The sequence below is a fragment of the Corynebacterium sp. ACRPZ genome (assembly GCF_022346205.1).
GTDB lineage: Bacteria > Actinomycetota > Actinomycetes > Mycobacteriales > Mycobacteriaceae > Corynebacterium > Corynebacterium lehmanniae.
The window spans coordinates 67,780-91,764 of the sequence record NZ_JAKRMR010000006.1; the positions used below are offsets into that span (position 1 = coordinate 67,780).

The following is a 23,985-nucleotide window of genomic DNA, read 5'->3' on the forward strand; positions in this document are numbered from 1 at the left end:
TCTGGAAACTATGCAACCGATTGAAACACGCCTCTCTGACCTAGAAGCTCGCGTTACCGCGCTCGAACAGACGGCATCGCTGGAACCCACTACTCTCCCCGCTTCCGACGACAAAACGCACCACGGCACAGTCACCTTCAAAGGCGACGTGGAGCTGCCGACCGGCACTTACTCGTACGAGTGGATCCGCCCCACAGCCTGGATAGCAGACCAACCGTGGGACGACGCGATGGACCGCATCGCCGCGCTCGCGCACCCCGTCCGCGGCGCCATCCTGCGCCACCTCTTAGCCACACCAGCGAGTGTCACGGAGCTGGTCGAATCTAAGCTGGTCTCCTCCACCGGCACGGCCTACCACCACCTGAAGGAGCTGCAGGCCGGCGGCTGGGTGCGCAAGCAGAGCGGGGTGTTTGAGATTCCCCCGGCCCGCGTCATCCCGCTCATGGCGATCGTGATCGCAGGGGAGGACCACTGATGCGCGCTACAAACATTGCCACCGGAGGAATCTCCGCCGTCCTCGCCGCCGCGTTGATGCTCTCCACCGGCCCCCGCGATATTTCCGTGGCCTCTGAGCACACCGGCGATACCGAGATCTCCTCCGCCCTCGAACACCTCGCGGAAAACGGCCACCACAACCTCGCCGCCTTCACCTATGACGACGGAGAGGCCCGCTTCGGCGGCCTCGGCGCCGACGAGCACACCGAATTCGAAATCGGCTCGATCACCAAGACATTCAACGCAGAGCTGGTCCGCCAGTTCATCGACGCCGACGAGCTCAGCTTGGACACTCAGGTGCAGGAGCTTATCGACGTCCCCTCCGCCCCCGTCGCCGACGTGACCATCGAGGAGCTGCTCAACCACACCTCCGGGCTCGCCGCCACCGAAAGTCTCAGCCTCGCGGACATGTTCGCGGCCAACATCCGAGACGGCGGCAACCCCTACCGGCGCGACACTCCGCAGGACATCCTCGAGGCCGCCGGTGCCGCCGAGCTGAACAACCGCGGCGAAGAACAGTACTCGAACTACGGCCACGCGCTGCTCGGCCAACTGCTTGCCACACATGCCGGCGTGCCCTACGACGAGTTGCTGCGTACCCGAATCTTCGAGCCCGCCGGCATGACGTCGACCTACGTGGCGCTACCGGGCACCGTCGACGAAGCACCGACAGGCCTGGCCGCCAACGGGCACCCCGCCAGCCCGTGGGACATGGACGGCTGGGCCCCGGCCGGCGCGATCCGCTCCACTGCTGCCGACATGGCGAAGTACGTGGAATGGGTGTCCTCGCACGGTGTGCCCGACTACGGCTGGGCAAGCGTCGACGAAGACGGACAGGAGATCACGTTCCACAACGGCGGCACCGGCGGCTTCCGGACCATGTTGGTCTGGGACCCCGAGCGCACCGACCACAGCCGCGCCACGTTCGTCGCGGGCGACACAGAAGCCTGGGTGGACGCGCTCGGCATCGATCTCATGGAGGAAACCCGATGATCGCACTCGTCATGATTCTGCTGCTCCTTGCGTCCGCGACTTTCAGCGCCGTGCGGAACGTCAAGGGCCTCATTTACACCCTCGTCAACGCGGTCATCACCGCAGCGGTGGTGTGGATGCTCTCATTCGGCGTGAACTGGAATGGCCAGTTCCCCATCTGGCTGTGGTGGGCCCTCGCCGTCTGGGCGGCTGCACTGATCGGCCTGAGCGCCGCGCGCCTTACGCAAGCGCGTCAGGGCCGCCCTCGAGCAGCTGCACAAACTGCGCCTCGGTAAGGATCGGCCGGCCCAGCTCCTCAGCCTTCGCGGCCTTCGAACCGGCGTTTTCGCCCACGACCACGTAGTCGGTCTTCTTCGACACCGAGCCGGCCGCCTTGCCGCCGCGCGACAGGATGGCCTCCTTCACCTCATCGCGGGTGAAGCCCTCCAGCGTGCCGGTGGCGACGATGGTCAGCCCCTCCAGCGTCTGCGGGGCGCGGTCCTGATCGTCGGACTCCATGGTCACGCCGGCGGCGGCCCAGGTGTCCACGATGTTTTGGTGCCAGTCCACGGTGAACCATTCTTTGAAGCTCTCGGCGATCACGTCGCCCACGCCGTCGGTGTCGGCGAGGTCGGCCACGGGGGCGTCGATAAGCGATTGCACCGAGTGGAAGCGCGACGCGAGCGCGCGGGCCGCGGTGGGGCCGACGTGGCGGATGGATAGCGCGACGATGACGCGCCAGAGGTCAGCGCCCTTGGCGGTCTCCAGATTGGCAAGCAGCTTTTTGCCCGACGCGTTGACCTCGCCGTCCTTGCGGGTGTACACGCTGGACTTTTTCAGGTCGTCCTCGGTGAGATCGAACAGTTTCGCCTCGTCCTCGAGCACGCCGGAGGCGATGAGGTCGACCGCGCCCTTCTCCCCGAGGGCTTCGATGTCGAACGCGCCGCGCGAGGCGATGTACTCCAAACGCGTGGCCAGCTGCGCCGGGCACGAGCGGGTGTTCGGGCAGCGCCAGTCCGCGTCGCCCTCCTTCGCGGGCGCGAGCTTCGTGCCGCAGGCAGGGCAGTTTTCGGGGTAGACGAACTCGCGCTCGGTGCCGTCGCGAAGATCCGCCACAGGCCCGAGCACCTCCGGGATGATCTCGCCGGCCTTGCGCACCACCACCGTGTCGCCGATCATCACACCCTTGCGCTTGACCTCGTGCTGGTTGTGCAGCGTGGCCATGGACACTGTCGAGCCGGAGACGAACACCGGCTCCAGCACCGCGAACGGGGTCGCGCGGCCCGTGCGGCCGACGGAGACCTCGATGTCGAGCAGCTTCGTGGTCACCTCCTGCGGCGGGTACTTGTACGCGATCGCCCACCGCGGCGCGCGCGAGGTCGCTCCCAGGGCGCGCTGCTCGGCCACGGAATCCACCTTGACCACCAGGCCGTCCATCTCGTGGATGGCGTCGTTGCGGTGCTCGCCCCAGTAGTTGACCGCCTCGATGACCTCATCGGCGGTCTCGGCCCGGCGCGTGTACTCGCTGACCGGCAGGCCCCACTCGGCGAGTTTCTCGTAGGCCTCGTGTTGGCTTTCCGGGGCGAAGCCCTCGCGCGCGCCGATGCCGTGGCAAATCATGCGGAGCTTTCGCTTCTTGACGTCCTCCGGGTTCTTCTGCCTCAGCCCACCAGCCGCGGTGTTGCGCGGGTTGGCAAACGGCTTGCCGCCTTCCTTCTGGCGCAACTCGTTGAGCTCCGGGAAGTCCTCGGGGCGGATGAACACCTCGCCGCGGACCTCGAGGAACGCCGGGGCGTCGCCAGTGAGCTTCTGCGGGATGTCCTCGATCACACGGGCGTTGGCGGTGATGTCCTCGCCGGTGGTGCCGTCGCCGCGGGTGGCCGCGCGGGTCAGCTCGCCGTTTTCGTAGACGAGGTCGATGGATAGCCCGTCGATCTTCAGCTCCGTCAAGTACGGGCCGGGGGCCTTGGTAAGCCACTCGCGCATCTCGTCTTCGTTGAAGACGTTGTCTAGGCTCATCATGCGCTCGGGGTGGGTAACGTCCGCGAACGCGGTGTCGGTGGCGGGTGCGCCGACCTCCTTCGTGGGCGAGTCCGGCACCGCCAGCTCCGGGTGATCCTCCTCCAACTTCTGAAGGCGGCGGAACAGCTCGTCGAACTCGCCGTCGGTGATCACCGGCTGGCCGTTGTAGTACAGGTCCCGGTGCTTGCGGACCTCAGCGGCCAGCTCGTCCCATTCACGGTGCAGATCAGCGGAAATTTCACTCACGGCAAGCCAGTGTAGGTCTTACACGGGTACATAGTTGTTGAAGAGGGCGAACACGCGTGAGGTGATGCTCGGCGCACCCTTGATCTTCGGCGGCCCAACGACGATGACGGCACCGGTGGCCGGAACTTGGTCCAGGTTTGCCATGACCTCTACCTGGTAGATGTTCTGCTCGAGTACGTAGAGCTCGCCGTACAAAAAGCCGGTTTCGGCAGCAACCACACCGGGATCCGTGTCCAGCGTCTCGTGGCCGATAGCTGAAACGTTGCGCTCCTCCACTAGGAACTTCAGCGCGTCCAGGGTCCAGCCCGGGGTGTGCTGCACGCCGTTGTCGTCGTGGTTCACAAACGCGTCCGGGTCATCCCAGCGTTTGTGCCAATTGCTCGAGAACGCAACGAAGCTACCGGCTGGGATTTCACCGTGCTCGGCTTCGAAGGCTTCGATGTCTTCCACGGTCACCCCGTGGTCAGGATTCTGCGCAACCGAGTCTTCCAGGTGCAGTACGAACAACGGTAGGATCAGTTCGTCTGCACCAATCGCATCGACAAGCCGCTTTCCGGCGGCGAAGTGGCCCGGCGCGTCGATGTGCGTGCCATACGGGGTGGCCAGGGTGTACTCCTTGGCGAAGAAGCGATGCTCTTCAATCGTGTTGACTGTCCGTTCAGTCATCGGGTTGAAAGCTGGGAAGCGCGGGATACCGGCGTGGACATCGTGTGAGAGATCCACGCGCTTTGCGCTAAGGATCTGCTTCTGCCATTCGCTGAGTTCTGTCATGGAATTGACTATCAGCCACCTGCCTGCGCCAGACAAGTTTCTATTCATCGGTGCACTGGTGCACCTAGAATGCGTTACAGGAAAGGAGGACAGCTCATGACCGCAGCACGAACAACTGCTACTTCGACCCCGACGGAATTTTCCCGTGAGGCCGCAGTGGCGTCGATGAAGCTCGAGGGCCGAAGTCTTCCGCCTGAGTACTCGCGATCTGAAACGACGGCAACCATTCTTTCTGACCTCCGAAGGGCACGCGGGTGGGATTAAACCCCGGGTACCGCGACCCAGTGCCTCTGTCGGAGTTCATCAGCGTGCGCACGCTCGGCGAATGACTTGCCCGCTGCCCGTGTCGGCGCGCTCATTACAATGTCGCCCATGGCCACTTTCGACGCCTCCCGCATGCTCTCCTTCGACCTGGAGACCACCTCCGCCAACCCGCGCGAGGCCCGTGTGGTCACCTCTGCGATCGTGCGTATCGACGGCTCCGAGGTCGACGCCAACGAAACCCTCGCCGACCCCGGGGTGGAGATCCCCGAGGAGGCCGCGAAGGTGCACGGCATCACCACCGAGAAGGCCCGCGCGGAGGGACGCGACCACGACGAGGTGGTGCGCGAGACCGTGGAGGCGATCAAGCAGGGCTGGGAGGACGGCCTGACCCTGGTGGTGTTCAACGCCCCCTACGACCTGACGGTGCTGCGCCAGCTCACCGGGGACTTCACGGTCACCGGCCCGGTGTTCGACCCCCTGCTGATCGACCGTGCCAAGGACCGCTACCGCAAAGGCCCGCGCAACCTGACGTCGATGTGCGAGCACTACGGCGTGCGGCTGGACAACGCGCACGAGGCCACCGCCGACGCGTTCGCCGCCGCGCGCGTGGCGTGGATGCAGGTACGCAAGCTCTACCCGGAGCTTGCCCAGATGGACGCCGGCGAGCTCATGGAGTACCAGGCGGTGCAGTACTTCACGCTGCAGGAGGACCGGAAGCGCTATTTCGAGTCCCAAGGCCGCGACGCCTCGAACGTGCTGCCCGGCTGGCCCATGCTCGGCTAGTTCTGGGCTAGTTGAGCGCAAGCTCCGCGCGCAGCTTCTCGGCGAAGTTGTGCAGACCCCGGTTGTCGCCCTCGGATTCGACCGAGTACGTCTCCCCCGACTTCGTCTTCACCACCATTGCGCCCGACTCGCTGATGATCACGTCGGCGATGCTGGCGGCGTCGAGCTCTGTGGTCTCTTTCTTCTCCACCAGGCGCAGCGTCTGCCCGTCAAAATCGGCCTCGCGCTTGCCCGACAAAAGCCCAAACGCGGCGAAGAACGCGATGCCGATGGCAATGCCGAAAATCATGTCGTCCATCATGAGGCCGAAGACGACGAAGAACATCACGCCGAAAACGATCCCTGTGGAGAGGTCGGCCTTCTTCTTGTCCCAGTGCAGCGGTGCGCTCATGCCTCCACTGTAAGTGCCTCGGCCATCTCCCGAGCCGCCCGGTAGTTCGCCGCGCTGTCCACCAGTGTGGCGGCCGGCTCGGCGTAGACGTCCACGGTCGTGGTGGCCGGGTCGATCTGCAGCTCGTCGAAGAGGTTGTACAGCTCGCGTGGGGCCATCACCGGAATCGCGATGCGTGTGCCGGCGTCCAACAGCCGGGCCAGCGCGTCTTTGTCGGCGCGGCGCGGGTCGCAGGTCAGCCACGGGACGTCGACAAGCTTGGGCGTATGCAGCAGGTGCTCGCCGAAGCGCGCGAGTGTCTCCCCCGGCTCGGGGATCGCGCGGATGGTCTCGAAGTCGGTGGTGCCTTGCAGCGTGCCAGCGACGACCTCGGGCAGGCGCGGCTCGTCAAGCTGCAGCACGCTTTTGCCAAATCGCTTCTCGACGTCCCTCCGGTGCCCCACGCACACCTCCAACAGCGCGTCCGTGAGGTCGCGAAGCGCGCCAGGGTCGGTGATCATGCGGTGGCCGTTGGCCATCTCAATCTCGGCGGCGAGCGTGAACGGGCCCGCCAGCTGCACCTTCACGGTGTCTGCTTTGCCGTGCCAGAGCTCCTCGAGGTGGTCGAGGTCGCGCTCCATGCGGTCGGCATCCTTGCGTGCCCGAGCCGCCACGCGCCAGCCGCGGGGCCCGCGCGCCACGGGGATTTCCAGCATCGCGGCGGTGCGGCCGATCAGGTCCGAGCCGACGCCGCGGTCCGGCAGCTGCGGGACGTGCGGCAGGGGCGACTCGGAGAGCACCACGTCCGCAGCCTGCGTGAGGTCGGTGCCGGGAAGCGACCCGAGGCCGAACGCGGTTGGAGGAAGTGTTGTCACGGCGCTGATGTTACGCAGTGGCGCAGATGGTGCCGGAGCCGAGCACGATGTCGCCCAAACCGTCCGGGTCCGGCAGGTAAAGCACTGCTGCCTGGCCGCGGGCCACACCCTCGAGCGGCTCGTGCAGGGCGAGCGTCATCTGATCGCCGTCGATGCGGGCAGTGCAGGGCACGACCCCGCCGTGGGCGCGGATTTGCACGTTGGCCTCGAACTCGCCCTCCATCGCCGGGTGCAGCACCTTCAGGCGGTCGGCGGTGATCTCGTGGACCTTCAGCGCCTCGCGAGGGCCGACGGTGACCGTGCCGGTGGTGGTGTCCACGTCGGTGACGTAGCGCGGCTTGCCGTCTTCCGCAGGCACACGGATATTCAGTCCCTTGCGCTGGCCGATCGTGTACTGGAACGCGCCGTCGTGTTCCTTCAGCTCGCGGCCCTCGGTGTCCTTGATCATGCCGGGGCGCATGCCGATGGAACGGCCCAAAAACGCCTGCGTATTGCCGTCTGGGATGAAGCAAATGTCGTAGGAGTCTGGCTTGGACGCGGTGGCGAACCCGTGGCGGGCCGCCTCCTCGCGGATCTGCGGCTTTTCAGTATCCCCTACAGGGAAGATGCAGCGGTCCAGCTCGTCGCGCGTGAGCACGCCGAGCACGTAGGACTGGTCTTTCTTCGGGTCGGTGGATCGGCGGAGGTTTCCTTGGTCGTCGATAATTGCGTAGTGCCCGGTGGCGATCGCGTCGAAGCCCAAGGTCACCGCGCGGTCGAGCAGTGCCGCGAACTTGATCTTCTCGTTGCAGCGCAGGCACGGGTTGGGGGTCTCGCCGTGCTCGTAGGACCACACGAAGTTGTCGATGACCTCTTCTTTAAAGCGGTCAGAGAAGTCCCACACGTAAAACGGGATACCCAGGTGGTCGCACACGCGGCGCGCGTCGGCGGAGTCCTCCAGGGAACAGCAGCCGCGGGCAGACTCGCGCGTCTGCTGCGCGTCCTTGCTCAGTGCAAGGTGCACGCCGACAACGTCGTGGCCCGCCTCCACCAGGCGCGCAGCAGCGACAGAGGAGTCCACTCCCCCGCTCATGGCCGCCAATACTCGCATGTCGGCGCAGTGTAGTCCCGTGAAGGCGAAAGGTGAAACGTCCGGCTGGTCGCGTGGAAACACCCCCTCGACATATACCCCCCTGGGGTATTAAGGTGGAAGACGGCCGTCGTGCTAGGGCCCCCCGGCACGGCCGAACCGACCACAACGATGAACTGCAACGAGAGGACAGAACCATGAACGACAGACACGCCCACTCCAGCACCGAACCCGGTGGGCACGCCAGCCATCACGAACACAGCAACCACGGAGGCCATGCCGGCCACAACCACACAGAGCACGCGGGCCACGGAGAACATGGAGGCCATGGCCACGCGGGCCACGCAGGCCATGGCGATCACGTAGCCCAGTTCCGCAGGCTCTTCTGGATCATGCTGGTTCTCGCGATCCCGGTCGTCGGATTTAGCGAAACCTTCGCCCACCTCATCGGCTACCAGCTACCTGACGCGGAATGGACCCGCTGGATCTCGCCGCTCCTGGGCACGGTCATTTACTTCTGGGGAGGTCGCCCGTTCTTAACGGGTGCTGTCTCCGAGATCCGCTCACGAAAACCCGGCATGATGCTGCTGATCGCCCTGGCGATCACGGTCGCTTTCGTCTCCTCCTGGGGTGCGAGCCTGAACTTGCTGGACCGCGAGCTGAATTTCTGGTGGGAACTGGCGCTGCTGGTGGTCATCATGCTGCTGGGGCACTGGATCGAGATGCGCTCCCTCGCCCAGACCACCTCGGCCCTGGATTCGCTCGCCGCACTTCTGCCCGACGAGGCCGAGAAGATCGACGGCGACGAAGTAGTGAAGGTCACCCCGGCGGATCTTGAGGTCGGCGATGTCGTGATCGTGCGGCCCGGCGCGTCCGTGCCTGCCGACGGCATAATCGTCGACGGCAGCGCCAGCATGGACGAGTCGATGGTCACCGGTGAGTCGAAAACGGTGCGGCGCGGTGAAGGCGAGCACGTGGTCGCTGGCACCATCGCGACAGACTCGGGTCTGCGCATCGAGGTCACAGCCACGGGTGGCGACACCGCGTTGGCCGGCATTCAAAAGCTCGTCACCGATGCGCAAGAATCGTCATCGCGGGCGCAGCGCCTCGCAGACAAGGCCGCCGCGTGGTTGTTCTGGTTCACCCTCGGCGCCGCCATTCTGACCGCCGTGGTCTGGACCGCCGTCGGCATGCCAAACGACGCCGTAGTGCGCACCATTACGGTGCTCGTCATCGCCTGCCCTCACGCCCTAGGTCTCGCAATCCCGCTGGTCGTCTCGATTGCGACTGAGCGCGCCGCCCGCGGCGGGGTACTGATCAAGGATCGGCTCGCTCTCGAATCCATGCGCACCGTCGACGCCGTGTTGTTCGACAAGACCGGCACCCTCACCAAAGGCGAACCCACCGTCACCGCGATCGACACCATCAGCGGATATGAGGAAGCAGACGTGCTCGCGCTGGCAGCGGCCGCCGAAGCGGACAGTGAGCACCCACTCGCTCGCGCCATCACCGGTGCGGCGAAGACCCGTGACGTGGCTGTGCCGAGTGCCAGCGACTTCTCCTCCTCGCCAGCTGTGGGCGTGAAGGCAACTGTTGACGGTGAGGTAATCGAGGTCGGCGGCCCCTACCTGCTTGAGAAGCATTCCGCCGAAGAGCTCCCCATCGCAGACGAGTGGCGAAAGGAGGGCGCGATCATTCTCCACGTCCTCGCCGACGGCGAAGTGATCGGAGCACTCCGGCTTGCCGACGAGATCCGCCCCGAGTCCCGCGACGCCGTCGACGCACTGCACTCTGCGGGTGCCCAGGTCGTCATGATCACCGGCGACGCGCAGGCCGTCGCGGACACCGTAGCCAAGGATCTGGGCATTGACCGGGTCTTCGCGGGTGTGCGTCCCGAGCACAAGGCCGCGAAAGTCAAGGAACTGCAAGGCGAGGGCCACAAGGTCGCCATGGTAGGCGACGGCGTCAACGACGCCCCCGCGCTGGCCCAGGCCGATGTCGGCATCGCGATCGGTGCCGGCACAGACGTGGCCATCGGCTCGGCGGGCGTCGTCCTGGCAAGCTCCGACCCGCGATCGGTGCTCTCGGTCATCGAGCTCTCCCGTGCGACCTACCGGAAGATGAAGCAGAACCTGTGGTGGGCGGCCGGCTACAACCTGCTGTCCGTTCCGCTGGCTGCCGGTATCCTCGCCCCAATCGGGTTCGTGATGCCGATGAGCGTCGGCGCAATTCTGATGTCGGCCTCGACCGTCGTCGTCGCCCTCAATGCGCAGCTGCTCCGCCGCCTCGACCTCACCCCGCAGAGCAGCGCCGACCGGATGCTTAACCGGTCCAAGTGACCCGACACCGTCCACACCACTCAGGAGGCCCATGATGAACGACCACGGCTACATCAGCGATAAAGACCGCTACCTCGCCCGGCTCAAACGAATCGAGGGGCAAACCCGCGGTATCCACCGCATGATCGACGAAAACGCCTACTGCATTGACATCCTCACCCAGATCAGTGCGGTCAACGCGGCGCTGAAGGGCGTAGCACTGGGTTTGCTGGACGACCATTTGAAGCACTGTGTTGCCGATGCGATCAGCGACGGGCAGGAAGCCGACGCCAAGATCGAAGAGGCGTCCGCCGCAATCGCGCGAATGGTGAAGTCCTAGACAGCCGTGGGGGACTCGTGCGTCTGTTGCGTGTCCCTACTCAGCGAGAGGTGAAACGTCGGTCCACTCCGATGGAGGCTGCACATAACATCCGGCGGAGCGTAATACCTCAACTGCCTTTGCGGGGTCCCGCCGGATAACTGCCTCAGTTTGCATTTCAATGAATCGTCTACGCCCCTCCTCCACGCGTTCCTCCCACCCCGGCATTGGTTGTGCATCGAATTCTCTAACAACTAACTCCACAACATCCTCCACCGTGACGCGGAACTGCGGGTCACCGAGGGGAAAGTGAATATTCTGCTGCTGCGCCGCAGTCTCGTAGCGGCCGCTTCTTGCTAGGAGTAACCCCAACGGTACGGATTCCGCGTGAAACTGAAAATGGCTCGGGGGTTTGTTTCTGGCTTCGCGGTCGAACTCGAAGCGAACAATTGGTACGAAGCGTTGTGTCGCCTTAAATTCGACCTTTATCGAGCTTTTCTCGACGGCTACACCGCTCCCGGAACTGCTTGGACGCAACCGGAACTCGACAGCAAGATGTAATCGATTGCTTCCAGATTTGCCTATTACGAGTTCCTTCGAGATTTTGAACCACGATCGAAGGCTCTCTTTGGAATTCTCGAAAATTTCGAGTGTGGTGGACCCTACTAGTGTGCTTTCGAGCAGATCCTGGATTTCCCCGACGAACGTAGTCGCGTGTTGTACCCAGGCTGTGTCGGTCAAAGCACTTACCCGTTAAGCATCCACGACAAGGCTTCGTGACGTTCCAGCAGACGTTCTTCGTCGAACTTCAAGGCACCTGCGTCTCGCAGCCTACGTAGGACTTCGACGTTGTAGGGCTGCATCTCTTTTTCGATGTTTGCCAATTCCTGGATGATCTCGTCGTTCGAAAGCATTCGGGGAACCGGAGTCGACATTTGCCCTCCTTTCGCGAATATCCCGCAGACGTCGATCCTCTGGATCAGTAGTAGCGATGGTAGCGCAAGACCTTCATTCTTAGGCGTCATACCGCTGTACGACGCGACTGCTCGCGGCAGCCGGCTGGGCCGCCTCGGTGGCCTACCTGCGCGGGACCGACGCGCGCCTCTAGTACCCTCACCTGCCATGGTCGCAAAAAGCGAGTTTTACGAGATCGACACCGGCGTCGCCGAAGTCCTGCACGAACCCGACGGCTCCATGGTGCTGCTGGTCAACGGCGTGCCCAGCTCCCACGTCGTCCCCGGCGAGCCGACCCGGCTGGATTTCGAGTACATGCGCTGGATGGCGGACTTCCTCGATTCCGCCTACCCGGAGACAAAGCGGGCCAAGTCGCGACTGACGCACCTCGGCGGCGGCGCGTGCACCCTCGCCCGCTACTTCGCCGCCGCGTGGCCCGGCTCGCGAAGCACGGTCGTGGAGATCGATTCGGAGCTCGCCGTTCTTGCGCGCGAGCGTTTCGACGTCCCCCGGTCCCCCACCGTGAAAATCCGCGTCGGCGACGCCCGCGAGGTCACCGACGCGTTCAAGCCGGCGACCCGCGACGTGATCATCCGCGACGTGTTTACCTCCGCCACCACCCCGCGCAATCTGACGACGGTGGAGTTTTACCGGGCAGCGTGGACGTCGTTAAGCGAAGGCGGCTTCTACGTGGCAAACTGCGGCTCGCACTCGGACCTCAAGGAGGCCAAGGAGGAGCTGGCGGGGATGCTGGAGGTGTTCCCGCACGTCGCGGCCATCGCGGACCCGCCGATGCTGAAGGGCCGCCGTTACGGCAACATCGTGCTCATCGGCGCGAACTCCCCGCTTGAGGCGAGCGACGCGCTCACCCGCAACCTGCTCAAAGGCGGGGTGCCGGCGCAGTTCAAGGACGAGGCGTGGTGCCGCCGCCTGGCGACGCAACCTCGGCACGACTAGCGCTCGATCTAGCCCTTGTTCGCTTCCTTCGCGGCGTTGTCCAGCAGGATGAGCAGGTCGCCGATCTGGTAGTCGCCGACCATCATCTTCTGCAGGTCCTCGATCGGCAGCTCGCCCTGGCCCGCCAACGCGCGGACGAGGTTGGCGATGTTGTCCGCGTCGGTCGGGTCGAAGCCGGCGAGGCGGGCGGCGTCGATAAGCTGCTGCGCACCCAGACCGCCCGCGGCGAGCGCGAGGATGGCCACCACGAGCTTGGTGCTGTCCTGCTCGAGCACCTTCAGCTCGCCGGAATCCGGCGCCTGGAACTGCTCCAGCACGCCGCCGCCTGCGCGCAGGTCGCCGGCCGCGAACTGGCCCAGCTGCGCGGCGTTGCCGTTGAAGATGTTCATGTCCACCGGCGTGTTGATGCCCACCACTCGGCCGGAATCGCTGCGCTGCCAGAAGGAAAGCTTGTCCCAGCCGCCGACCGGGGCCGGCGGGCGGTTCTGGTAGGCCGCCAGCCACAGCGGGTAGGAGGTGAACGCGCGGGTGTCGTTCATGCGCTCGTACCAAAAATAGCGGTAGGTGTAGATCATCGGGCGCTTGCCTGTGCGCGCCTCCAGCTCGGAGAGGAACGCCTGCGTCCAGCCCGCCAGCTGCACCGGGCCCAGGCCTTCGTCGACCTCGAGGTCCAGCACGGGCGGCAGCTGGGTGGCCGGGCCGTCGTTGACCACGGAGGCGAAGTAGCGCGCCTGCGCCACCGGGTCCTCCGCCGGGCGCGCGTAGTGGTAGGCGCCCACCTTCAGCCCGGCATCGGCCGCGGCCTTGGCGTCCTCGTTGTAGAAGTCGTTCTTCCAGCCGTCGCCCTCGGAGGCCTTCACGTAGGCGAAGTCCTGGCCGCCGGCGGTGCGGACGGAGCCCCAGTCGATGGCTGCGCCGCCCGGGCGCTGGTGGCCCGCCACGTCCACGCCGGAGACAACACCCGGGATGGACTGGGCGTCTGCGGGCCCGGTCACCGGGTTGACCACGCTTAAGCCCACGGCGAGCGCGGTCACGGCGGCGGCTGCGGTACGGATGCGGCGAGAAATCTGCATGACCGACACACTAAACCACTCAAGTCACACGCACCACACGCGACACGCAAGTTACAGCGCGCCGGCGGCTCTCGCCCGCTCCACCACCTCCGGGATCGCGGCGAGGAACTTCTCCACGTCCTCGCGCGTGTTCGTCCGCCCCACCGTTACGCGCAGCGCGCCCATCGCTTCGCGCTCGGAAAACCCCATCGCCTCCAGCACGTGGCTCATGCGCAGCACACCGCTGGCGCACGCCGAGCCGGCCGACACCTGAATGCCCTGCGCATCCAGCAGCATGATCAGCGCGTCCGCGTTCGCCCCGGGGAACATGAAGTGCGCGTGCCCCGGCAGGCAGGGCTCATGCTTTGCGACGATCACCTCCGGCACCGCCTCTTTCACCCCCGCAATCACCGCATCGCGCAGGCCCGCGATCCGCTGTTGCTCCTGCCCCATCTCGGCGACAGCCTCCTCCAGCGCCGCCGCCGTGGCCGCGGCCGAGGCCACGTCCACCGTGCCGGAGCGGATGCCGCGCTCCTGCCCGCCGCCCAGAATCACCGGCTTCGGCGCCGGCGAACGACGCGCCAGAAGCAGGCCCATACCGCGCGGGCCGCCGAACTTGTGCGCGCTAGACGCAAGCGTGGCCGCGCCGAGCTCGTGGAAGTCCACCGGGATGTGCCCGACCGCCTGCACCGCGTCCACGTGCACCGGGGTGCCCGCGGCCTCGGCTCGAGCAACAACCTCGTGCACCGGCTGGATCGCGCCGGTCTCGTTGTTCGCCCACATCACCGCCGCCACCGCGGCTGGGGTATCCAACGCGGAAAGGTCCGAAACCACGCCGTCTCGCCCCACCGGGATCCATTCAGTCTGGCCCAGAGACTTGACTACCTCGAGCACGGCCGGGTGCTCGATCGGGGTGGACACGACGCGGCCGCCGCCGGAGGCGTCGTAAAGCCCGCGCACCCCGATGTTGTTCGCCTCGGTGCCGGAGCCGGTGAACACCACCTCCACCGGGTCCGCGCCAAGTACCGCGGCGATGCGTTCGCGGGCATCGGCGAGCACCGCGTTCGCCTTACGCCCGGCGGCGTGCTGGCTGCCGGCGTTGAGGGCGCCAGCGTGCTCCACCCACGCGTCGATGGCGCTTTGGCGCATGGGAGTGGTGGCTGCGTGATCGAGGTAGACCATGCCCCAAAGGTTAGGCGTGCACGCGCGCGCCGCACACATGCGCCACCGCGTCGTTGCCCACGCGCGCGATCACCACGCCCATCTGCCTGTCCCCGCGCAGCTTGAGCTTCTTGCGCAGCTGGTCCGGGTCCACGTCCACCCCACGCACGAGGATCTCCGCGCTGCCCGCGCCGTGGCCGGCAAGCGTCTTCTTCAGCGCGCGCAGCGGCACCGCCTCGATGAACTCGAAGCCGCTGTAACCCTCCGGGATCGCATTTCCCGTGGTGTAGGCGATGTGCTCGTCCAGCATGCTCAGGCCGTGGCGCGCGGCCCACTGCCGAACCAGCCCGGCGCGCACCACCGCCCCGTCCGGCTCGATGATCCATTTGCGCGGCGCGGTGATTTCCACCTCGTCCGGCTCGTCGTCGGTGACGCGCTCCTCAGAGTCCCGCAGCACTACTGCTTCTCGACGAGCTCCGCCCGCCAACCCCGGCGTATACAGGCACGCCTCCTTGACTCCCCCATCCACGGACACGACACTAACCAGCCCGTCCCACCCGGAGTAGTCGATGCCCGGCGCGCATTTGACCGCCATCTCGCGGCCTGCGTGCGCGGCCAGCAGGTCCGGCAGCGGCGGCAGGAGCTTGGCGGGGTCCGTGATGCGCTTGCCGCCGGCCCGGCGCGCGGGGTCGGCCACCACCGCCCCGCCCTTGCTCACCGGCGCAAGTGCGTCCGCGCGGGCCAGCCAGACGTCCGGCCCGAGGTTGTGGCTGGCCATGACCAGGCGGGCGGCGTCCAGGTCGGAGCCGAGCCAGGCCACGCCAGCATCACGAAACGCCGGCGCCTCCGAGCCCACCGAGCAGGTCACGTCGTGGACGAACTCCACCCCGGCAGCCGCGATCCGCCCAGCCCGCACGCGCGCCACGCGCGCCGGGGTGGCCTGCTGCACCGCGTCGGCGTCGGTGAGCCAATCCTCCGGGAACTTCCCCGCCGCCGCGCGCTGGGAGGAGATGAGCACGCTGACAGCGCGGGCGTACTCGCCGAAGCGGGCATCGAGTACCGCGCGGTCCGCAAACACGGACTGCTTGGTCAGCGCCACCTCCGGCGCAACGTCCGCGATCTCCCTGGCGTGCGCCGCTAGAAAGCGAGCTTCCGCAACGCTAAATCCCACCGCGGCGTCCAATCCTGTCGATGGGCGTGAACGAGAAGAAGTCGTGGTAGCGCAGGTCGTCAACCGGGTCGCCCACCACCGGCGACAAGTCCGCGCGCCACGCGGCGGCCAGCGCCTCTTCCGCGTCCTCGAAGCGCGCCACCTCGTTCAGCTGCGCCCACGTCGAGGGCGCCAGGCGCACCAATCCGTGGCGCCAACCCTCCAAGATCAGCTGGGGCGGAAACCAGTTGGCGTCGTCCGCCTCCTCGGTGTTGGAATCCGGCTCCTGACCCTCCGGGTTGGCGGCGACGAAGGTGAAGGTGTCGAACCAGTTGCCACTTTCAGACTTGCCTACCCACCTCGCGAGCGGTTTGACCAGGTCGGCGCAGACGTTGAGGTTGGACTCGCGGAGCACGTCGGTAAGCGAAAGCTCGTGCGACTCCAGCTTCAGGCGGTGCTCGTGGAAGGGGCGCGCGTCGCCCAGCAACACGCCGTCGTCGTCCACGGCGAGCAGCGTGCCGGTTTCCTCGAACAGCTCGCGCACCGCCGCGAACAGCAGCGCGTGCGCCTTGTACTTGGTCACGCCCAGCTGGCGGGCCAGGGAAATGGCGGAGCGGCCGAGCCACAGCTCGCCGTCGTCCCACGCGCGTGGCGGGAAATCGCGCGAATCCACCCCGCCGCCGGGAAAGACGGTGATGCCGGGGTAGTTCGGCATGGATAACACGCGTTCCTGCATCCACACCTCGAGCCCGTCCGCACCGTCGCGAAGCAGCATCACCGTCGCGGACAGGCGGGCACCTTGAAACCCGCTGCGCTCGTGGACGTCGATGGTGTCGCCGACGTCGTGCGTCAGCACGCCCTGGGTGCGATTCCTTCTCGTGGGCATGGCCGAAAACCCCCAGGCTTACGCCCGGTGCGCACCCCCGCGCTTGGCGCGAGCCCGGCGCGCGGTGAAGCGGCCCTCATCCACCGTGACTTCGATGGGCTGGTGGTATGCGCGCGAGACGTTTTCGGAGGTCAGCACGTCGTCGATAAGCCCCTGGGCGACCACCTCTCCCTCGTCCAGCAGCATGGCGTGGGTAAAGCCCGCCGGGATCTCCTCTAAGTGGTGGGTGATCATGACAATCGCCGGTGCGTCCGGGTCCATGGCCAGATCGCCCAGGTAGGCCAGCAGGTCCTCGCGCCCGCCCAGGTCCATGCCTGCGGCCGGCTCGTCCAGGATCAGAAGCTCCGGGTTGGTCATCACCGCGCGCGCGACCAACACGCGCTTCTTCTCGCCGTCGGACAGCGTGCCCCAAGTGCGGTCAATCAGGTGGATCGCGCCGACCTGCTCGAGCACTTCGAGGGCTTGGTCGTAGTCCATCTGGTCGTAGTCCTCGCGCCAGCGCCCCAGGATGGCGTAGCCGGCGGAGACGACCAGATCGCCCACCTTTTCGTTGTCCGGCACGCGCTGCGCCACCGCAGATGACGTCACGCCGATCGCCGCGCGCAGGTCGCGCATGTCGGTGGCGCCGACGCGCTCGCCGATGATGAACACGGTGCCCTTGGACGGGAACTCCTGGGCCGAGGCCATGCGGATCAGGGTGGTCTTGCCGGCGCCGTTGGGGCCGATGACCACCCACCGCTCGTCCAGCTCAACCTGCCATGTCACGGGGCCCACCAGGGTGTTGCCGCCGCGGATGAACTCCACGTCGCGCATGTCCACCAGCAGGTCCGGGTCTGTCACCAATTCCTCACTCGCATTCACGCATCCATCTTTACCTATTTCGGCCCGCGTGTGTGGGAGGCCCGCGCTACCCTGGCTGATGGAATGCAGGCAGGTTGAGAGGGTCTGAAAAATGGTTGCTCGCTTTGGCATCGACGATGTGCGCCCCCAGGTTTCCGGTCGCACGTTGCCCGCGAAGGCGGTGGTCGGCGAGGTGGTACCTGTTTCGGCGCTGGTGTGGCGCGAGGGCCACGACGCCATCGCTGCGACGCTGGTGCTGGTGTCTCCGTCCGGCGAGCAGTTCTCCGCGCCGATGCACCAGGAGGTCTACCGCCCGGATTACGTCCACGGCATTTTCATCCCCCGCGAGAAGGGGCTGTGGCGCTACCGGGTGGACGCGTGGAGCGACGTGATGGCCACGTGGCGCAATGCGGTGGAAAAGAAGCTCGCCGCGGGCCAGACCGAAGCCGAGCTAGCCAACGACATCGCCCACGGCGCGGACCTGTTCGCCGCGGCCATCGCCCAGACCCCCTCGCCGCAGGTGCTGGAGAACGCGCGCACATTGCTTCTCGACGACACGCTGCCGCTCGCCGACCGCATCGCGCCCTGTGTCTCGCAGGAGGTGCGCGACGTGCTGGCCGAGTACCCGCTGCGCGAGCTGGTCACCCGCGGGCCCGTGGCCGACATCCTTGTGGAGCGCCGCGAGGCGCTGGTGAACTCCTGGTACGAGATGTTCCCCCGCTCCACCGGCGGCGTGGACGCCATGGGCAACCCCGTCCACGGCACCTGGGCCACCACCGCGGCCCAGCTGCAGCGCGTGGCCGACATGGGCTTCGACACCGTGTACTTCCCGCCGATCCACCCCATCGGCGAGGTCAACCGCAAGGGGCGCAACAACACGCTGACCCCGGAGGACGGCGACGTGGGCTCGCCGTGGGCGATCGGCTCGAAGCACGGCGGCCACGACGCCTTCGACCCGAACTTGGGCGGCGAGGACGAGTTCCTGGACATGATGGACCACGCCAACGAGCTGGGCCTGGAAATCGCCCTCGACTTCGCGCTGCAAGCCGCCCCCGACCACCCGTGGGCGACAGAGCACCCGGAGTTTTTCACCGTGCTGGCCGACGGCACCATCGCGTACGCCGAAAACCCGCCCAAGAAGTACCAGGACATCTACCCGCTGAACTTCGACAACGCCCCGGAGAAGCTCTACGCCGAGATCTACCGCGTGCTCATGTACTGGGTGGACCTGGGCGTGACCACGTTCCGCGTGGACAACCCGCACACCAAGCCGGTGGATTTTTGGCACTGGTTGATTGCGAAGGTGCACGAGACCGACCCGGACGTGATCTTCCTGGCGGAGGCGTTCACCCGCCCGCCGCGCATGTACGGGCTGTCCAAGGCGGGGTTCTCGCAGTCCTACACCCACTTCACGTGGAAGACCACGAAGGCGGAGCTGACCGATTTCGCGCAGCTGCTCGTCGACGTCGCGGACGTCTCGCGCCCCAACCTCTTCGTCAACACCCCCGACATCCTGCACGCCACGCTGCAGCAGGGCGGCCCGGCGGCGTTTGCGCTGCGCGCCACCCTGGCCGCCACGATGAGCCCGCTGTGGGGTGTCTACTCCGGCTACGAGCTCTACGAAGATCGCCCCGTTAGCGAGGGCAGCGAGGAGTACCACGACAGCGAGAAGTACCAGCTGCGCCACCGCGACTTCGCCGCCGCGCTGGAAAAGGGAGCCTCGCTTGAGCCGTACCTGACGCTGCTCAACACCATCCGCCGCGACAACCCGGCGCTGCAGCAGCTGCGCCAGATCCGCTTCCACGACATCGCCAACGAGCAGATCATCGCCTACTCCAAGGTCGATGCGGAGACCGGCAACGCGGTGCTCGTGGTGGTCAACCTGGATCCCTCCGCCACCCAGGAGGGCATGCTGCGTGTCGACGCCTCCGCGGTCGGCCTCAACGACGGCGAAACCTTCGAGGTGCACGACCAGATCACCGGCGAGCGCTACACCTGGACCACCGCCGAGACCAGCAACTTCATCCGCCTCGCACCCGAGAAGAACGTCGCGCATATTTTCCGGTTGCCGGAGGTGCCTTCGGTTCGTCGAGAAGCACTTGCGTACCGTCAGATCTCAGACCACGACTACCGTCCCTAAGGAAGCTCATGAACACCGACCTGCTCATCCCCGAAGGCGACCGCCAGCGCCTGACCGAGTGCAAGCACCACGCGCCCCACGATTTCTACGGCTGGCACCGCGTGGGCGCAGGCTCCGTCGTGCGCACCCGCTTCCTCGGCGCCGAGCGCGTGGAGCTGCTCATCCACAACGGAGCGCGCGCCATGGAGCCCATCGGCGACGACATCTGGGCAATTTTGCTTGACGACGAGCACGCGCCCGACTACCGCTTCCGCGTCACCTACCCCGGCGCCGAACCGCGCATCGTGGCGGACGCGTACCACTTCCTGCCCACCCTGGGCTCGCTGGACCTGCACCTGATCAACGAGGGCCGCCACGAGCGCCTCTGGGAGGTCCTCGGCGCGAACGTGCGCTCCTACGAGACCTCGCTCGGTGAGGTCCGCGGCACCTCGTTTGCCGTGTGGGCGCCGAACGCCCAGGGCGTGGCCGTCATCGGCGACTTCTGCGAGTGGAACCCCAACCAGTACCCCATGCGCTCGTTGGGCTCCTCCGGCGTGTGGGAGATCTTCATCCCCGGCATCGGCGACGGCGCGACCTACAAGTACGCCATCCAGACCGCCGACGGCACCCGCGTGGACAAGGCCGACCCCCTGGCCAAGCGCACCCTGACCCCGCCGGAGACCGTCTCCGTGGTGGCCGCGCCGAGCGAGTTCGAGTGGACCGACGAAGAGTGGATGAACGCGCGCGCCGGCATCGACGCCACCAACTCCGCCATGAGCGTCTACGAGTGCCACATCGGCTCCTGGAAGCAGGGCTCCAACTACGCCCAGCTAACCGAGGAGCTCGTGCCCTACCTGGTGGAAAACGGCTTCACCCACGTGGAGTTTCTGCCCGTGGCGGAGCACCCCTTCGGCGGCTCCTGGGGCTACCAGGTCACCGGCTACTACGCCCCGACCGCGCGCTGGGGCAGCCCGGACGAGTTCCGCAAACTCGTGGACACCCTGCACGCCAACGGCATCGGCGTGCTGGTGGACTGGGTGCCCGCCCACTTCCCCAAAGACGACTTTGCGCTTGCGCGTTTCGACGGCTCCGCGCTCTACGAGCACCCCGACTGGCGCCGCGGCGAGCAGAAGGACTGGGGCACCTACGTCTTCGACTTCGGCCGCCGCGAGGTGCGCAACTTCCTGGTGGCCAACGCCCTGTACTGGTGCGAGGAGTTCCACTTGGACGGCCTGCGCGTGGACGCCGTGGCCTCCATGCTCTACCTGGACTACTCCCGCGAGCCCGGCGAGTGGCTGCCAAACCAGTACGGTGGCCGCGAGCACTGGGAGGCGGTGCAGTTCCTCCAGGAGATGAACGCCACCGTCCACCGCGAGCACCCCGGCGTGCTCACCATCGCCGAGGAGTCCACCGCCTGGCCGGGCGTGACCGCGCAGACCGACGCGGACGGGTTGGGCTTTTCCCTGAAGTGGAACATGGGCTGGATGAACGACACCCTGGAGTACTTCTCCCTGGATCCCATCCACCGCTCCTACCACCACAACGAAATCACCTTCTCGCTGGTCTACGCGTTCTCCGAGCGCTACGTGCTGCCCTTTAGCCACGACGAGGTGGTCCACGGGAAGGGCTCGCTGTGGACTCGCATGCCCGGCGACGACTGGAACAAGGCCGCCGGCCTTCGCGCCCTCTACGGCTACATGTTCTCGCACCCCGGCAAGCAGCTGATGTTCATGGGCTGCGAATGGGGCCAGACCACCGAGTGGGACGAGGCGCACTCCGTCAACTGGGACAACATCGCCGACAGCTGGGGCCACGGCTACCACCGCGGCATCCAGCGCCTCGTGCGCGATTTAAACCGCGTCTACCGCGACACCCCGGCGCTGTACTCGCAGGACAACACCCCGATGGGCTTCCAGTGGGTCAAGGGCGACGACGCCGCGAACAACATCCTCGCCTACATCCGCTGGGGCGTGGACGCCACCCCGGTGCTCGCCGTGGTGAACCTCTCCGGTGCCTCCCAGCCCAACTACCGGCTCGGGCTTCCCGAGGCCGGCGAGTGGGAGCTGTTGGTCAACACCGACGACGCCGTCTACGGCGGCGCCGGCAACGACCTGCCACAGGTGCTTCACACCGAGCCGACCGAGTGGGACCGCTTCGAGCAGTCCGCCGAGCTGCACGTGCCGGCGATGAGCGCGCAGTACTACATCCTGCGCCGCTAGAACAGCGCGCTGGCGAGCCGGGTGCGCGCCGCGATCACGCGCTCATCGCCCGGCTCCAACAGCGTCAGCAGCTCCAGCAGCCGCTCCTTGGCGCGCGGCTCGGCCTTGACGTGCTCCAGCAGGCGGTCGAAGGCCGCCTCAGGCTGGCCTGCCACAAACTCCTTGTCCGCGAGCCACAGCAGCTTCTCGACGTCACCCTCCGGCTCCCCCTGCCCCTGCACCCTCTTGAGCACAGCCACGGTCGCCTTGGCCTGCTTGACGTCCGCGTTTCCGGGGTCGTCCGCGAGGATCTCGTCGTAGACGGCCGTGGCGGCGTCGAAGTCACCCGCGTTGAGCGCCTCCGTCGCGCGGTCCAGGCGCGGGTCCTCGGCCTTTTCGGCCGGCGTGGTGTCGTCGGCAAGCCCCTGCAGCTGCGGGCCCACCTGGCTGACCAAAGCACCCACCCACTGCTCGAGCTCGTCCGCCGGCTGGTTGCCCTCAAAGTTGGCCACCGGGCGCCCACCCGCAAGCGCGACCACCGTAGGCAGCACGCGCACGCCCATCGCCTGGGCGACCTGCGGGGTGGCGTCCGCGTCCAGGTAGCCGACCAGGAAGGCGCGCTGGCCCGCCGCCAACTTCTCAAACTGGGCCTTCAAGCTCTCCGAATCCGGGCTGCGCGGCGTGCCGATGAGCAGCACCACGGGAATCTGCATGGAGCGCTCGAAGATGTCCTTTTCAACGTTGGCCTCGGTGACCGTGATAAACGGCTCGAAGCCGCCCTGCGCCTCGTCGTTGCGGTCCGCGAGCGCTCCCAGGTCGATCGCGCCGCCGGTGAACTGCGGGTTGGTCATATTACGCCTCCAGGTGCTTGTTCAGGGATTCGACTTTCTGCTGCATCATGTTCTCGTAGCCGGGGCGGATATCCGCCTTGACCACCAGCGACACGCGCGGGGAGACCTCCTCCACCGCCTGCGTCGCCCGCTTGATCACGTCCATGACCTCGTCCCACTCCCCCTCGATGGTGGTGAACATCGCCGTGGTCTCGTGCGGCAGGCCCGACTCGCGGACCACCTTCACCGCCCGGGCGACAACGTCGGACATCTCCGCGTTGGAATTTTCGGTCATGGTCGGTGCCACAGAAAACGCTGCAATCATGCAGCCAATCCTAGCGCCGCTGCCAGCAGTGCTTGTGCCAGTGCCTCCGGTCGTCCGCGCCCCGGCCGGTATCGCGCGGCCACGCCACCACGTGCGCCACCCCGGGTGGGATGTTCTGGTTGCAGAGCGGGCAGATGTAGTACTTCGTCGCAGCCGCCGACCCGATCTGGCGGACCTTGAAGATTTCCCCGTTGGTCCAGCTCGGCCCCTCCATCTCTTGGGTGCCGAGGAACGTGGAGCCGTCCTTGGGCAGCACGTACCGCGGCACCTGGTGCTGGCGTCGGTTCCTCCGCGGCATCAGAACAGGCGCAGCTCCGCGGACTCGATGCCGCGCAGCTCGTCGTAGTCCAGGGTCACGCACTCGAAGCCGCGGTCGCCCGCGAGCGTGCGCGCCTGCGGCTTGATCTCCTGCGCTGCAAACACGCCGCGCACCGGGCGCAGCAGGTCGTCGCGGTTGAGCAGCTCCACGTAGCGGCTGAGCTGCTCCACGCCGTCGATGCCGCCGCGGCGTTTCACCTCCACCGCCAGCGTGCCTCCGTGAGGGTCGCGCGCCAGGATGTCCACCGGCCCGATCGCGGTCGGGTACTCGCGGCGCACCAAGGTCACCCCGTCGCCGAGCGTGGTGATGTGCTCCGCCAAAAGCTCCTGCAGGTGGGACTCCACGCCGTCCTTGACCAGGCCGGGATCCTGGCCGAGCTCCTTCGTCTCGTCCAGCAGCACCTCGGAGATGGTGATCCGCAGCTGCTCGCCCTTCGGGTTCTCCACGATCCACAGCTCTTCGCCGGTGTCCTCGCCGTCCACGTCCACCACGTGCTCCACCCGGGTGGTGCACGGTGGCGTCATCCAGTTCAGCGGCTTGTAGGCGCGGTCGTCCGCGTGGATGGACACAGACCCGTCCGCCTTGATCAGGATCAAGCGCATCGCCTCCGGCAGGTGCGCATCCAGGCGGCCGACGTAATCCACGGAGCAACGGGCTATGACTAGACGCATGCCTGTCAGGGTACAGCCG

At 66.6% G+C, this 23,985-nt stretch carries 25 protein-coding genes; 9 read left to right on the forward strand and 16 right to left on the reverse strand.

Annotation, left to right across the window (positions count from 1 at the left end):
- Window positions 1-10 precede the first annotated feature (10 nt).
- Genes MHX64_RS05795 through MHX64_RS05805 form a run of 3 tightly spaced genes read left to right on the forward strand, consistent with a single transcriptional unit; the run spans window position 11 to window position 1,763 of the window.
- Window positions 11-475, forward strand: a complete 465-nt coding sequence (locus tag MHX64_RS05795) for a helix-turn-helix transcriptional regulator (RefSeq protein ID WP_239356217.1) — start codon at window positions 11-13, stop codon at window positions 473-475.
- On the forward strand, window positions 475-1,488 hold the full coding sequence (locus MHX64_RS05800; protein WP_239356215.1) for a serine hydrolase: 1,014 nt from the start codon (window positions 475-477) through the stop codon (window positions 1,486-1,488). The genes MHX64_RS05795 and MHX64_RS05800 overlap by 1 nt, the downstream gene beginning before the upstream one ends.
- Window positions 1,485-1,763 (forward strand): hypothetical protein, encoded by a 279-nt coding sequence (locus tag MHX64_RS05805; RefSeq protein ID WP_239356214.1) that lies wholly within the window; start codon window positions 1,485-1,487, stop codon window positions 1,761-1,763. The genes MHX64_RS05800 and MHX64_RS05805 overlap by 4 nt, the downstream gene beginning before the upstream one ends.
- Here the strand turns inward: MHX64_RS05805 and ligA are convergent.
- Together ligA and MHX64_RS05815 are read right to left on the reverse strand one after the other, a co-directional pair.
- Window positions 1,708-3,735: an NAD-dependent DNA ligase LigA gene (gene ligA, locus MHX64_RS05810; protein ID WP_239356213.1), complete on the reverse strand. Its 2,028-nt coding sequence runs from the start codon at window positions 3,733-3,735 to the stop codon at window positions 1,708-1,710. The two genes, MHX64_RS05805 and ligA, sit on opposite strands and share 56 nt — an antisense overlap.
- An 18-nt stretch (window positions 3,736-3,753) precedes the next feature.
- Window positions 3,754-4,506, reverse strand: coding sequence for a cyclase family protein (locus tag MHX64_RS05815; RefSeq protein WP_239356212.1), 753 nt, complete (start codon window positions 4,504-4,506; stop codon window positions 3,754-3,756).
- 372 nt (window positions 4,507-4,878) lie between these two features.
- On the opposite strand from MHX64_RS05815, the gene MHX64_RS05820 reads away from it, so the two are divergent.
- Window positions 4,879-5,553, forward strand: a complete 675-nt coding sequence (locus tag MHX64_RS05820) for a 3'-5' exonuclease (RefSeq protein WP_239356211.1) — start codon at window positions 4,879-4,881, stop codon at window positions 5,551-5,553.
- Window positions 5,554-5,560: 7 nt separating this feature from the next.
- Here MHX64_RS05820 and MHX64_RS05825 read toward each other — a convergent pair whose 3' ends face one another.
- From MHX64_RS05825 to mnmA, 3 genes are read right to left on the reverse strand one after another with little or no spacing between them, the layout of a single operon-like run.
- The gene (locus MHX64_RS05825) at window positions 5,561-5,944 is read right to left on the reverse strand and encodes a hypothetical protein (protein WP_239356210.1); all 384 of its coding nucleotides are present in this window, start codon (window positions 5,942-5,944) and stop codon (window positions 5,561-5,563) included.
- Window positions 5,941-6,798, reverse strand: a complete 858-nt coding sequence (locus MHX64_RS05830) for a methionine synthase (protein WP_239356209.1) — start codon at window positions 6,796-6,798, stop codon at window positions 5,941-5,943. The genes MHX64_RS05825 and MHX64_RS05830 overlap by 4 nt, the downstream gene beginning before the upstream one ends.
- A gap of 10 nt (window positions 6,799-6,808) precedes the next feature.
- A complete protein-coding gene (gene mnmA, locus MHX64_RS05835; protein WP_239356208.1) occupies window positions 6,809-7,888 on the reverse strand; it encodes a tRNA 2-thiouridine(34) synthase MnmA in 1,080 nt (359 codons plus the stop codon).
- Between the two features lie 176 nt (window positions 7,889-8,064).
- Between mnmA and MHX64_RS05840 the strand changes: the two genes are divergently transcribed.
- Window positions 8,065-10,206 carry a heavy metal translocating P-type ATPase gene (locus MHX64_RS05840; protein ID WP_239356207.1) on the forward strand — a complete coding sequence of 714 codons (2,142 nt, stop codon included), beginning with the start codon at window positions 8,065-8,067 and terminating at the stop codon, window positions 10,204-10,206.
- Window positions 10,207-10,237: 31 nt separating this feature from the next.
- Complete coding sequence (locus tag MHX64_RS05845; RefSeq protein ID WP_070569367.1) at window positions 10,238-10,525, forward strand: metal-sensitive transcriptional regulator; 288 nt, start codon at window positions 10,238-10,240, stop codon at window positions 10,523-10,525.
- Between the two features lie 36 nt (window positions 10,526-10,561).
- Here the strand turns inward: MHX64_RS05845 and MHX64_RS05850 are convergent, their stop codons facing one another.
- Both MHX64_RS05850 and MHX64_RS05855 read right to left on the reverse strand, forming a co-directional pair.
- On the reverse strand, window positions 10,562-11,245 hold the full coding sequence (locus tag MHX64_RS05850; protein ID WP_239356205.1) for a hypothetical protein: 684 nt from the start codon (window positions 11,243-11,245) through the stop codon (window positions 10,562-10,564).
- Window positions 11,246-11,250: 5 nt separating this feature from the next.
- A complete protein-coding gene (locus tag MHX64_RS05855; protein ID WP_181888263.1) occupies window positions 11,251-11,439 on the reverse strand; it encodes a hypothetical protein in 189 nt (62 codons plus the stop codon).
- Between the two features lie 187 nt (window positions 11,440-11,626).
- Between MHX64_RS05855 and MHX64_RS05860 the strand changes: the two genes are divergently transcribed.
- Window positions 11,627-12,415, forward strand: a complete 789-nt coding sequence (locus tag MHX64_RS05860; RefSeq protein ID WP_239356203.1) for a spermidine synthase — start codon at window positions 11,627-11,629, stop codon at window positions 12,413-12,415.
- A gap of 8 nt (window positions 12,416-12,423) precedes the next feature.
- Here MHX64_RS05860 and MHX64_RS05865 read toward each other — a convergent pair whose 3' ends face one another.
- Genes MHX64_RS05865 through MHX64_RS05885 form a run of 5 tightly spaced genes read right to left on the reverse strand, consistent with a single transcriptional unit; the run spans window position 12,424 to window position 17,477 of the window.
- Window positions 12,424-13,488, reverse strand: a complete 1,065-nt coding sequence (locus MHX64_RS05865) for a glycoside hydrolase family 25 protein (RefSeq protein WP_239356201.1) — start codon at window positions 13,486-13,488, stop codon at window positions 12,424-12,426.
- Window positions 13,489-13,539: 51 nt separating this feature from the next.
- Window positions 13,540-14,649 carry a cysteine desulfurase family protein gene (locus tag MHX64_RS05870; protein WP_239356200.1) on the reverse strand — a complete coding sequence of 370 codons (1,110 nt, stop codon included), beginning with the start codon at window positions 14,647-14,649 and terminating at the stop codon, window positions 13,540-13,542.
- A gap of 10 nt (window positions 14,650-14,659) precedes the next feature.
- On the reverse strand, window positions 14,660-15,799 hold the full coding sequence (locus tag MHX64_RS05875) for an SAM-dependent methyltransferase (RefSeq protein WP_239356199.1): 1,140 nt from the start codon (window positions 15,797-15,799) through the stop codon (window positions 14,660-14,662).
- Window positions 15,789-16,664, reverse strand: a complete 876-nt coding sequence (locus tag MHX64_RS05880; protein ID WP_239356198.1) for an NUDIX domain-containing protein — start codon at window positions 16,662-16,664, stop codon at window positions 15,789-15,791. The genes MHX64_RS05875 and MHX64_RS05880 overlap by 11 nt, the downstream gene beginning before the upstream one ends.
- A gap of 18 nt (window positions 16,665-16,682) precedes the next feature.
- The gene (locus MHX64_RS05885; RefSeq protein ID WP_239306089.1) at window positions 16,683-17,477 is read right to left on the reverse strand and encodes an ABC transporter ATP-binding protein; all 795 of its coding nucleotides are present in this window, start codon (window positions 17,475-17,477) and stop codon (window positions 16,683-16,685) included.
- A gap of 139 nt (window positions 17,478-17,616) precedes the next feature.
- Between MHX64_RS05885 and MHX64_RS05890 the strand changes: the two genes are divergently transcribed.
- Both MHX64_RS05890 and glgB read left to right on the forward strand, forming a co-directional pair.
- A complete protein-coding gene (locus MHX64_RS05890; RefSeq protein WP_239356197.1) occupies window positions 17,617-19,644 on the forward strand; it encodes a maltotransferase domain-containing protein in 2,028 nt (675 codons plus the stop codon).
- A gap of 8 nt (window positions 19,645-19,652) precedes the next feature.
- Entirely contained in the window at window positions 19,653-21,842 is a 2,190-nt protein-coding gene (gene glgB, locus MHX64_RS05895; RefSeq protein WP_239356196.1) for a 1,4-alpha-glucan branching protein GlgB, read from the forward strand.
- Here the strand turns inward: glgB and MHX64_RS05900 are convergent.
- The 4 genes from MHX64_RS05900 to nucS are packed head-to-tail and all read right to left on the reverse strand — an operon-like array spanning window position 21,839 to window position 23,966.
- The gene (locus tag MHX64_RS05900) at window positions 21,839-22,672 is read right to left on the reverse strand and encodes a tetratricopeptide repeat protein (protein WP_239356195.1); all 834 of its coding nucleotides are present in this window, start codon (window positions 22,670-22,672) and stop codon (window positions 21,839-21,841) included. The genes glgB and MHX64_RS05900 overlap by 4 nt on opposite strands.
- Before the next feature lies 1 nt (window position 22,673).
- A complete protein-coding gene (locus MHX64_RS05905; RefSeq protein WP_181888249.1) occupies window positions 22,674-22,976 on the reverse strand; it encodes an MTH1187 family thiamine-binding protein in 303 nt (100 codons plus the stop codon).
- Window positions 22,977-22,986: 10 nt separating this feature from the next.
- Window positions 22,987-23,274: a hypothetical protein gene (locus tag MHX64_RS05910; RefSeq protein WP_239356194.1), complete on the reverse strand. Its 288-nt coding sequence runs from the start codon at window positions 23,272-23,274 to the stop codon at window positions 22,987-22,989.
- Window positions 23,274-23,966: an endonuclease NucS gene (gene nucS, locus MHX64_RS05915; protein WP_239356193.1), complete on the reverse strand. Its 693-nt coding sequence runs from the start codon at window positions 23,964-23,966 to the stop codon at window positions 23,274-23,276. The genes MHX64_RS05910 and nucS overlap by 1 nt, the downstream gene beginning before the upstream one ends.
- Between the last annotated feature and the right edge of the window lie 19 nt (window positions 23,967-23,985).

Excerpts from the sequence above, each read along its gene's own strand:
- MHX64_RS05795 (WP_239356217.1), top strand. The coding sequence starts at position 11 with ATGCAACCGATTGAAACACGCCTCTCTGACCTAGAAGCTCGCGTTACC.
- MHX64_RS05800 (WP_239356215.1), top strand. The coding sequence starts at position 475 with ATGCGCGCTACAAACATTGCCACCGGAGGAATCTCCGCCGTCCTCGCC.
- MHX64_RS05805 (WP_239356214.1), top strand. The coding sequence starts at position 1,485 with ATGATCGCACTCGTCATGATTCTGCTGCTCCTTGCGTCCGCGACTTTC.
- MHX64_RS05815 (WP_239356212.1), bottom strand. The coding sequence starts at position 4,506 with ATGACAGAACTCAGCGAATGGCAGAAGCAGATCCTTAGCGCAAAGCGC.
- MHX64_RS05820 (WP_239356211.1), top strand. The coding sequence starts at position 4,879 with ATGGCCACTTTCGACGCCTCCCGCATGCTCTCCTTCGACCTGGAGACC.
- MHX64_RS05825 (WP_239356210.1), bottom strand. The coding sequence starts at position 5,944 with ATGAGCGCACCGCTGCACTGGGACAAGAAGAAGGCCGACCTCTCCACA.
- mnmA (WP_239356208.1), bottom strand. The coding sequence starts at position 7,888 with ATGCGAGTATTGGCGGCCATGAGCGGGGGAGTGGACTCCTCTGTCGCT.
- MHX64_RS05840 (WP_239356207.1), top strand. The coding sequence starts at position 8,065 with ATGAACGACAGACACGCCCACTCCAGCACCGAACCCGGTGGGCACGCC.
- MHX64_RS05845 (WP_070569367.1), top strand. The coding sequence starts at position 10,238 with ATGATGAACGACCACGGCTACATCAGCGATAAAGACCGCTACCTCGCC.
- MHX64_RS05855 (WP_181888263.1), bottom strand. The coding sequence starts at position 11,439 with ATGTCGACTCCGGTTCCCCGAATGCTTTCGAACGACGAGATCATCCAG.
- MHX64_RS05860 (WP_239356203.1), top strand. The coding sequence starts at position 11,627 with ATGGTCGCAAAAAGCGAGTTTTACGAGATCGACACCGGCGTCGCCGAA.
- MHX64_RS05865 (WP_239356201.1), bottom strand. The coding sequence starts at position 13,488 with ATGCAGATTTCTCGCCGCATCCGTACCGCAGCCGCCGCCGTGACCGCG.
- MHX64_RS05870 (WP_239356200.1), bottom strand. The coding sequence starts at position 14,649 with ATGGTCTACCTCGATCACGCAGCCACCACTCCCATGCGCCAAAGCGCC.
- MHX64_RS05880 (WP_239356198.1), bottom strand. The coding sequence starts at position 16,664 with ATGCCCACGAGAAGGAATCGCACCCAGGGCGTGCTGACGCACGACGTC.
- MHX64_RS05885 (WP_239306089.1), bottom strand. The coding sequence starts at position 17,477 with ATGCGCGACGTGGAGTTCATCCGCGGCGGCAACACCCTGGTGGGCCCC.
- MHX64_RS05890 (WP_239356197.1), top strand. The coding sequence starts at position 17,617 with ATGGTTGCTCGCTTTGGCATCGACGATGTGCGCCCCCAGGTTTCCGGT.
- glgB (WP_239356196.1), top strand. The coding sequence starts at position 19,653 with ATGAACACCGACCTGCTCATCCCCGAAGGCGACCGCCAGCGCCTGACC.
- MHX64_RS05900 (WP_239356195.1), bottom strand. The coding sequence starts at position 22,672 with ATGACCAACCCGCAGTTCACCGGCGGCGCGATCGACCTGGGAGCGCTC.
- MHX64_RS05905 (WP_181888249.1), bottom strand. The coding sequence starts at position 22,976 with ATGATTGCAGCGTTTTCTGTGGCACCGACCATGACCGAAAATTCCAAC.
- MHX64_RS05910 (WP_239356194.1), bottom strand. The coding sequence starts at position 23,274 with ATGCCGCGGAGGAACCGACGCCAGCACCAGGTGCCGCGGTACGTGCTG.
- nucS (WP_239356193.1), bottom strand. The coding sequence starts at position 23,966 with ATGCGTCTAGTCATAGCCCGTTGCTCCGTGGATTACGTCGGCCGCCTG.